This window comes from uncultured Negativicoccus sp., from assembly GCF_902480485.1.
Taxonomy (GTDB): Bacteria; Bacillota; Negativicutes; order Veillonellales; family Negativicoccaceae; genus Negativicoccus; species Negativicoccus succinicivorans.
In genome coordinates this window covers 1-5,520 of sequence record NZ_CABSTC010000069.1, presented here as the reverse complement: position 1 = coordinate 5,520, position 5,520 = coordinate 1, and the positions used below count along the sequence as shown (strand labels likewise).

Sequence of the window (5,520 nt, the reverse complement as noted above, 5' to 3'; positions counted from 1 at the left end):
TAAATTGAACCCGCTGACATTTTTCCGCGCCGTTTTCCCGGCCATGGCGGTGGCCTTTACCACTTCGAGTTCCTCGGGCACATTACCGGTGTCTATGCAGTGCTGCGAAGAAAATTTGAACATCGATAAATCCATCACCAGTTTCGTATTGCCGTTGGGCGCGACCATCAACATGGACGGCACGGCGATTTATCAGGGCGTTTGCGCAATCTTCATCGCGCAGGTGTATGGCATCAACCTCGATATCGGCCACCAATTGATGATTATTTTGACAGCGACCCTTGCTTCCATCGGTACCGCGGGCGTTCCGGGCGCCGGCATGATCATGCTCATGCTGGTTTTGCAAACCACCGGTTTGCCGTTGGAAGGCATCGCGCTTGTCGCCGGCGTCGATCGTATTTTGGATATGATCCGCACCTGCTTGAACGTCACAGGCGATATGACCTGCGCCGCCATTGTCAATCAGTGGGAAGGAAAAAATATCGCGCAGGAAAAAATGGAACGCGAAGCGCGCGTCAACGAAGAAGTCGTCGCGTTATAAATAATCTCCCCCTTTTTCAAAGGAGAGCCCGCGGGCTCTCCTTTTGATTGCAAAAAAATAAACCAATTCGATGCTATATCGAAAATTTTGACAACACCGTCAAAATCGGGTAAAGTATTATAAAGAATATTTTCAATATAAAATCATGCGCTTGGAATTTGCGATTTTTACCAGTGAAGTGCCGAACAAAGGCAATGCGCTCCCGTAAACGCTTCGGACCGAAACTCGTGAAGCGAATCGCAAGCGCCGGAAAGATCTGCCGCATCGGTTGCGCCGACTTGCGCACGCATGCGCGGAACGCGTCGCTGCAGATCATCCCCGCGACCGACACGGAAAGGAATTTTGACATGGAACTCACTTACAAAACTTACGCCGATATTTTCAAAGCATTGAGCGACGAAACTCGTCTGCGCATTGTCGACATGCTTTCCTGTTGCGAATTATCCGCCTGCGATATTTTGCAGAGTTTTTCGCTCTCGCAGTCGACGCTGAGCTACCACATGAAAATTCTTGTCGAAGCGGGCGTCGTCAAATCCCGTCGCGAAGGTTTATGGACGCGCTATTCGATCAACGAAGAACGTTTTGAAGAGTTGTTGCGCTTCTTGCCGCAACTTTTCCGCGAGAAAGACAAATGTATATGTCAGCAGATTAAATATTGTAAAGAGGACGCGCAAGTTTGCGATTTCGAATAAAAAACCGCCTTCCGGCGGTTTTTTTGTGCGTATTTGGCGGATATTCTCAAATTTCGATCGCTATGCAAATCCATATGCGTAAATAGCAATAAATACTCCCCTATCCCAAAAATTTTATAGCCGATTTGGCTCTTTATCATGCTATAATGATACCAATATATAAGCTTTGTAAATATGAGCTTAGTAAGGGTTGTAGAGGGGTGATGTTGTGAACATTTTATTGGCAATTTTGGTGACCGTCTGGGTAGCCTACTTCATTGTGAAGCGCTATAAACCGCAGACCATTTTATTCATCGGCGGCATGTTCCTGATGTTCGTGTCCGTCATTGCAGGGTATGGAGAAATCTTCCCGGCCGGCAAAGGCAGCACCGGTTCTTTGCTTTTCGATCTCTTTGAATTTATTCGTACGGTGCTTTCCTCGCGCGCCGCTAAACTCGGCTTGAACATTATGGCCGTCGCCGGTTTCGCCCGCTACATGGACCACATCGGCGCGAGCCGCGCGCTCGTCAACTTGACGATCCAGCCGCTCTTGCGCTTAAAATCGCCGTACCTCGTTTTATCCGCCTGCTGGGCGCTCGGTATGGTATTAGGTCTGGCTATTAACAGCGCGTCGGGTTTGGCGATGCTCTTGATGGTAACCATGTTCCCGATCTTGGTAGCGCTCGGCGTCAGCCGTCTTTCGGCCGCGGCCGCGATCGCAACCACGCTTTGCCTCGACTGGAGTCCAAGTGACACCGGTACGATTTTGGCGGCGGAACTCTCCGGTATCGATCCGGTAATGTACTGGCATGATTACCAGGTACCGGTAGCCCTCTGCGTCTTCCCGGTGGTCGCGATTTTGCATTATTTTACCCAGAAATACATGGATAAACGCGACGGTCACGTAGTGCAACCGATGCGTAAAGAAGATGTCGAAGTATCGACCGATAACGTGAACTTGGACAATGCGCATCCGCCGCTTATTTACGCATTGTTGCCGATCGTTCCTTTGGCTTTGATTTTGGTCTTCAGCCCGTTGCTGATTCCCGACATTAAGATGGACATCATCAAGGCGATGCTTATCGGTACCGCCGTCGGTATGCTGGCGCAATATATCCGCACCCGCAACGGCAAGCAGGTGGCCGAAGAATTGCAGATTTTCTTTGACGGCATGGGTCGTCAGATGGCCAACGTCGTCACGTTGATCGTCGCCGGTGAAACGTTCGCCCGCGGCCTCATGGTCAGCGGCACGATTGATGCGTTGATCTCCGGGACGCAAAACAGCGGTTTCGGCGCGATCGCTCTTTCGCTCGTCATGATCATCATCATCGGCGTATGTTCCGTCGTTATGGGTTCGGGTAACGCTCCGTTCTTCGCGTTCGCCAACCTCGTTCCGGATATCGCCGCCAAGAGCGGTATTGCCGCGGTAACGATGATTTTGCCGATGCACTTCATCGCCAGCTCCGCCCGCGCGATTTCGCCGATTACGGCCGTTATCATCGTCGTCAGCGGCATGGCGAACATTTCGTCGTTCGATCTCGTCAAACGTACCGCGATCCCGATGATCGGTTCTTGTATCACACTCGTGCTCGCGAACTTCTTGTTGTTCTAAAACTAAAAGCACCGCTATCGCGGTGCTTTTTTATTGCTCAAAATATGGTTACCCGAGATAAAACGCAAAGGTCAAGTTCCCGCCGCTTCATTTGCTTCATGCAAGCCGGTCAAATGAACTTAAATCGCTTGTCTCGCTTCGTTTTTCACTCGCTCCTATATGGAATCACGCCACAAAAAAATACGCGCATACGCGCGTATTTTTGCTTTTTCTCATCGTTGAATGCGCATGATCGGCGCGTAAATCAGCGCCAACACTACCAGGTTGATGATCGCGTCCGGAGGAATCACCGTCGCGTTATACGTGATCGAGTACCACCATGGGTTCATGCCCGCCGGCGCATACGATCCGAACACGATCGCGCCGGACAGCACGGTCATCACATAGCGACCGAACATCGCCAACGCCGACCAAACCAACGCGCTGGCGCGATTATACTCTTTCGCGTAGCCCGCCAGACCAAGCGCGGCGTAAGCAAGCAGGTAATCTAAAATTATGCTCAGCGGATGCAGCGAATATTTGGCCCCCAAGAGGAAGTGTAAAATGCCGTACGTCAAGCCGCCCATCATGCCGACTTTCGGTCCGCGACGCAACGCCAACAATAAAAGCGGTACCATGTGCGCCGCATGAATCGATCCGCCCTGCGGCATGCGCCAAAAGACGATCATCCCCAAGAGCAAACTCAGCGCGATACAAAGACCGCTTTCCGTTAATACACGTGTCGATAATTTCATTTTTCTCTCCCTTCCTCGCGGCAACGCCCGCCGCTCAGACGGGTGTGCTCCCTACGCAGGTCTTAACCCACAGGTTCAAAGGGTCGGACCTCGTCCTCTCAACCGCGCACGCAGTTCCCCCGCACCATTAAAATCAGTATACCGAGCGGGCCCGCACTTGTCAAAGAAAACACGCGCCGTAAGCGGTTGCCGCGACGCCAATTCGCATGAAATCTCAAAAAATGTTATAATATTATTATACTTTGTATGTATTTATGCATACTTCGGACCAATTTACATGCTTATTTGACGATTGTCAGCTACGAAAGGAAGTGGTCGTATTGATTGAATTTGACCATATTACGAAACGTTACAAAGAAACCGAAGTATTGCGCGATGTCACTCTCACCATTCCCGCGGGGGAAACGGTTTGCCTGATCGGTGAATCCGGCAGCGGTAAGACGACGCTGTTGAAAATGATTAACCGGCTCATTCAGCCGTCATCGGGAGAAATTCGTATTGACGGCGAAAATATCGCGAAAAAAGATGTGCTCGCATTGCGGCGCAACATCGGCTACGTCATTCAGCAAACGGGACTGTTCCCGCATATGACGATTGCCGAAAACATCGAAGTCATTCCGCGCGCGCTGAAAATGCCGGTCGAGCAGATCAAAGAGCGCACGGCACACCTGTTGGATATGGTGGGCTTGGACGCGGAACATTTTCTGCATCGGTATCCGTCGGAACTGTCCGGCGGTCAGCAGCAACGTATCGGCGTCGCCCGCGCGTTTGCCTGCGATCCGAATATTATTTTAATGGACGAGCCTTTTTCCGCGTTGGATCCGCTCACGCGCACGGCGCTGCAGGACGAAGTCAGCTCGTTGCAAAACAAATTGCATAAAACGATCGTGTTCGTCACGCATGATATGGACGAAGCGATCCGTTTGGGCGATCGCATTTGCATTATCGACAAAGGCGTGATCGCGCAGTATGACACGCCGGAAAATATTTTGAAAAATCCGGCCAATCAGTTCGTCGCCGATTTCATTGGTAAAAACAGAATCTGGAATTCGCCGGAACTGATCCGCGCGGAAGACATCATGGTCACCAGCGCGCATACCTGCGGGCCGGATCTGACCGCGTTCCGCGCGCTGGAGCGCATGCGTCGGGCGCACGTCAATGGCCTTTTGGTCATCAATCTGCGCACGCGCGAGCTGCTGGGCTCGGTCTTCGCGCAGAAGTTGCGCGCCTTGGATGACCTGCAGACGCCGGTTGCCGACGTGATGGAAACGCACTTGGAAACGGTAGCGCCCTCGGATACGCTGGTCGACACCTTGACGAAAATCAACGCGCATAATCTCTATTATATTCCGGTCGTCGACGAAAAACATTCGCTGCTCGGTCTGATTACGCAGTCGAGTCTTGTCACGACGCTTTCCCGGCAGTATATCGAAGATGAGGAGGTGCAGGCGTGAACGGTTTTATTTCCTATGTCACCTCCAACTGGTCCTACATTCTCTCCCTCTTATGGGAACATATCGAACTAACCGCCATCGCGGTCGCGATCTCGGTCCTAGTGGGCGTGCCGCTCGGGATTTTGATCTCGTACCGGCGCAACCTGCAGTCGCCGGTATTACAGTCGGCGAATATCATGCAGGCGATCCCGAGCATGGCGCTGTTGGGCTTCGCGATTCCGTTCTTCGGGATCGGTCGTCTGCCGGCGATTATCGTCGTTATTTTATACTCACTGTTACCGATTATTAAAAATACGTATACGGGCATTTCGCAAATTAGTCCGCAGATGCGTGAAGCGGCGATCGGCATCGGTCTTTCGCGCTGGCAGGTATTGCGCAAAGTCGAATTGCCGCAGGCTTTGCCGGTCATCATGGCGGGCGTGCGCATCAGTTCGGTCACCGCAGTCGGCCTGATGACGATCGCGGCGTTTATCGGCGCGGGCGGCTTGGGCGATCTTGTCTTCGCCGG

The 5,520-nt window shown here is 52.0% G+C and carries 6 protein-coding genes and 1 riboswitch; of the genes, 5 read left to right on the top strand and 1 reads right to left on the bottom strand.

Annotated features, from left to right (window positions below):
* The 3 genes from RDN69_RS05685 to dcuC all read left to right on the top strand — a co-directional run.
* The coding region (locus RDN69_RS05685) for a dicarboxylate/amino acid:cation symporter (protein ID WP_288218354.1) at nucleotides 1-541 on the top strand (541 nt) is incomplete at its 5' end.
* A gap of 347 nt (nucleotides 542-888) precedes the next feature.
* Nucleotides 889-1,233, top strand: coding sequence for a helix-turn-helix transcriptional regulator (locus tag RDN69_RS05680; RefSeq protein WP_024048702.1), 345 nt, complete (start codon nucleotides 889-891; stop codon nucleotides 1,231-1,233).
* A 208-nt stretch (nucleotides 1,234-1,441) separates the two neighbouring features.
* Complete coding sequence (dcuC, locus tag RDN69_RS05675) at nucleotides 1,442-2,824, top strand: C4-dicarboxylate transporter DcuC (RefSeq protein WP_024048703.1); 1,383 nt, start codon at nucleotides 1,442-1,444, stop codon at nucleotides 2,822-2,824.
* 212 nt (nucleotides 2,825-3,036) lie between these two features.
* Here dcuC and thiT read toward each other — a convergent pair whose 3' ends face one another.
* Nucleotides 3,037-3,558, bottom strand: coding sequence for an energy-coupled thiamine transporter ThiT (gene thiT, locus RDN69_RS05670; protein ID WP_273259460.1), 522 nt, complete (start codon nucleotides 3,556-3,558; stop codon nucleotides 3,037-3,039).
* 31 nt (nucleotides 3,559-3,589) lie between these two features.
* Nucleotides 3,590-3,689, bottom strand: a riboswitch (TPP riboswitch).
* Between the two features lie 189 nt (nucleotides 3,690-3,878).
* Here thiT and RDN69_RS05665 point away from each other — a divergent pair.
* Together RDN69_RS05665 and RDN69_RS05660 are read left to right on the top strand one after the other, a co-directional pair.
* The gene (locus RDN69_RS05665; RefSeq protein ID WP_273259459.1) at nucleotides 3,879-5,012 is read left to right on the top strand and encodes an ABC transporter ATP-binding protein; all 1,134 of its coding nucleotides are present in this window, start codon (nucleotides 3,879-3,881) and stop codon (nucleotides 5,010-5,012) included.
* Nucleotides 5,009-5,520, top strand: a 512-nt coding sequence (locus RDN69_RS05660) for an ABC transporter permease (RefSeq protein ID WP_288218353.1), incomplete at its 3' end; no start/stop codon positions are given. The genes RDN69_RS05665 and RDN69_RS05660, both read left to right, overlap by 4 nt.

What these genes read in the sequence shown, in the direction of transcription:
- RDN69_RS05680 (WP_024048702.1), top strand. Translation starts at nt 889, where the DNA reads ATGGAACTCACTTACAAAACTTACGCCGATATTTTCAAAGCATTGAGC.
- thiT (WP_273259460.1), bottom strand. Translation starts at nt 3,558, where the DNA reads ATGAAATTATCGACACGTGTATTAACGGAAAGCGGTCTTTGTATCGCG.